Source organism: Stenotrophomonas sp. 2YAF22 (assembly GCF_052114665.1).
GTDB lineage: Bacteria > Pseudomonadota > Gammaproteobacteria > Xanthomonadales > Xanthomonadaceae > Stenotrophomonas > Stenotrophomonas indicatrix.
In genome coordinates this window covers 1-3,201 of sequence record NZ_JBFRFE010000508.1, presented here as the reverse complement: position 1 = coordinate 3,201, position 3,201 = coordinate 1, and the positions used below count along the sequence as shown (strand labels likewise).

Sequence of the window (3,201 nt, the reverse complement as noted above, 5' to 3'; positions counted from 1 at the left end):
GAAGGCATGCAGGGCGGTGGCATGGTCGCACCGTTCGCACAGGCCGAGTTCGCGCTGGAGGATCTCTCAGTTCGTCCGCAGGGCGAGGTGAAGGGCGCGATCACCGTCATCAACGATTTCGGCGCCCTGGTGCCGACCCAGGTTGCCTTGCAGCCCTGATTACAGCGCGCACCAGTTGCGCGCCTTTCCCTGTCCCCGCGGAGACACCCTGATGAACGCCCCGATCCGGGCGCCGGGCAACGGCGCCTGTCGCCTGCGGCATGCCCGACTGCCGATGCTGGTGGCCACCATCCTGTTCACCCACACCGCATGGGCGACCGAACCCGGTGCCGATGACGCAGTGACGTTCGATGCAGCGTTCCTGCCGGCCGGTGCGTCAGCCCGCCTGGATCTTGAACGCTTCGCGCAGGCCGACTATGTCGCGCCGGGGACCTACCGTGGCGACGTCCGTCTCAACGGACAGTGGCAGGCGCGTACCGACATCCTCTACCGCGATGTGGAGGGCAGTTCCCGCCTGTGCCTGGATCCGGCCAACCTGCAGGCGTACGGCATCGCTCCGGCACGACTGCAGGCCGACGCGCAGCAGCTGCCCGTGTTGCCATGGCCGCAGGAGGTGTTCTGCGGAAGCCTGGGCGATCTGGTGCCCGGTGCCTCGGCAACGTTCGATGCGGGCAGCCAGACGCTGGACCTGCAGGTGCCACAGCTCTACCTGCGCAACGAAGCGCGCGGCTACGTCGATCCCAGCCAGTGGGATGCCGGCGTGCCCGCGTTCGCCTTGAGCTACAACGCCAACGCGTACCGCTACAACAACGGCAGTACGGCCCGCTATTCGGGCTTCCTGGGTGTGAACGCCACGGGCCGTGTCGCCGGATGGCAGCTGGTGCACCAGGGCGCGATGACGCTGGGGGGCAACCAGCCCCAGCGGTACCGCTCCACGGCCGCCTACCTGCAGCACGATATCGTGCGGTGGAAGGCGCAGCTGATGCTGGGCGACACCTCCACCCCGGGCGACCTGTTCGAAGGCGTACGCCTGCGTGGCATTCGCCTGGGCAGCGACGATCGCATGCTGCCGCAGTCACAGCGTGGGTTCGCACCGGTGATCCGTGGCGTAGCCGAGACAAACGCGCGGGTGATCGTGCGCCAGCGCGGCAGCGTGCTGCACGAGGCCAGCGTCGCGCCGGGGCCGTTCGAACTGGACGATCTGTATCCAACCGGCTATGCCGGTGACCTGGAGGTCGAGGTGCGCGAGGCGGATGGCCGCTCGCGCCGCTTCACCGTGCCGTACTCGGCGGTACCGCAGCTGCTGCGCCCAGGCCAGTCGCGCTGGAACGTGTCCGCCGGACGCGTTGACGAAAGCACGCTGCGTGCGGCGCCGGAGCTGCTGCAATTGCAGTACCAGCGCGGCCTCACCAACACGCTCAGCACCTACAGTGGCATGGTCGTGGGCGAGGACTACCGTGCCGGCCTTGCTGGGGCGGCGATCAACACGTCCTTCGGTGCGGTTGCTGCGGATGTGTCGCTGGCGCGGACGGCCGTGCAGGGGCTGCCGCCGATGTCCGGCAGCAGCTTCCGGCTGGCCTACAACCGCAACGTCGTGCGCACTGGAACGTCTTTCGCCGTGGCGGCCTACCGTTATGCCACCCGTGACTACGTGAGCCTGCGCGACTGGGCATCGTTGCGCGATGCGCGTGCCCGCGACCTGGACATCGACACGGTGGCCCGCCAGCGCAACCGCATGGATCTGAGCATGAACCAACAGCTGGGCGAGCGCGGCGGGCAGCTGTTCGTGATCGGCACACGCCGCGATTTCTGGAACGCACCGGGACGCCAGCTCGACCTGAGCATCGGTTACAGCAACCAGTGGAAAGCCCTGAGCTACAGCGTGAACTTCCAGCGTACCCGCGATTCGATCGACTTCGGTCGAGGCGCCTTGCAGGACAGCATTCCCGGCGTGGAGATGCCGGCAGCGAGGGCCCAGCAGGCGCGGGTCGACAACCGGCTGATGCTGATGGTGTCGTTGCCACTGGGCAGGTCACCGCGTGCGCCACTGGGCAACCTGATGCATACCCGAAGCCGTAATGGCGAGCCGGCCACGCAGCTGTCGACCAACGGCATCTCATCGCTGGACGATCGCTTCAGCTACGGGGCCACCCTGTCGCGCATCGCGGGCAGCAACAGTGTTGATCTCAATACCGGTTACCGGGGTGCGCGCGGCCAATGGACGGCCAGCGTCAGCAACGGCAGCGACTACACCCAGCTGGGCATGGGCGCGGCTGGCGGCATGGTGCTGCATGGCGACGGGCTGACCTTGTCCCCGCCGCTGGGCGAAACGGCAGCGCTGGTGCATGCCGCTGGCGCGGCCGGCGCGCGCATCGAGAACGGGGGCGGTGCACGCCTGGACAAGCGCGGCTATGCCGTGGTCCCGTTCCTGACGCCTTACCAGTTGAACACCATCTCGATTGATCCGAAGGGCACCGGCTTTGACGTGGAGCTGCAGGAGACCGCACGCAGCGTCGCGCCGCGTGCTGGATCCCTGGTGCGGCTGGCTTTCAGCACGCGCGCAAGCCACGGCCTGATGGTGGACGCACGTACCGATGACGGCCGGCCATTGCCGTTCGGCGCCGAGGCAACTGACGGCCAGGGCACCAATGTTGGTGTGGTGGGGCAGGGCAGCCGCCTGCTGCTCACCGGCCTGCAGGCATCCGGCCCGGTGCAGGTGCAGTGGGGTCCCGGCAGCGACGAGCAGTGCGTGATGCAGGTGCAGGTGCCGATGTCGCGTTCCAGCGACGGTTACACCGTAGTGGAAGCACGCTGCCAGACCGGCGCCGCCGCACAGCAGTCCGAGCCCGGCCCCCGTCCTCATGTGGCCACTCTGGAGAAAGCGCCATGAATCCGATTCTGTTGGTGGCCCGCGTCGTGCTCGCCATGTTGCTGCTGGCCAGTGCCTCTGCCTGGGCGCAGAACTGCCGGCTTGTCGATGGTGACGGGCCGTTGGTCAACATCGCCAATCTCAATGGCTCGATCACTGTCGGGCCGGACGTGCCGGTGGGTACCGAGATCTTCCGTGCGACTTACTATGCCGGCCCTACCAACCAGATTAGATGCTCGCCGGGTCGGATCGATCGCATCCGCCAATACACCTCGCTGCCGTATCGCGCGTCAAGCTATGTGCACCCGAACTACGGCACTGTCTATGAAACC

General features: G+C 67.3%; 3 protein-coding genes. All 3 read left to right on the top strand.

Annotated features, from left to right (window positions below):
* Window positions 1-6 precede the first annotated feature (6 nt).
* Window positions 7-159: a hypothetical protein gene (locus AB4Y84_RS17285; protein WP_442250529.1), complete on the top strand. Its 153-nt coding sequence runs from the start codon at window positions 7-9 to the stop codon at window positions 157-159.
* Between the two features lie 52 nt (window positions 160-211).
* Window positions 212-2,890 carry a fimbria/pilus outer membrane usher protein gene (locus AB4Y84_RS17280; protein WP_442250528.1) on the top strand — a complete coding sequence of 893 codons (2,679 nt, stop codon included), beginning with the start codon at window positions 212-214 and terminating at the stop codon, window positions 2,888-2,890.
* On the top strand, window positions 2,887-3,201 hold a 315-nt coding region (locus tag AB4Y84_RS17275; RefSeq protein ID WP_442250527.1), incomplete at its 3' end, for a hypothetical protein. The genes AB4Y84_RS17280 and AB4Y84_RS17275, both read left to right, overlap by 4 nt.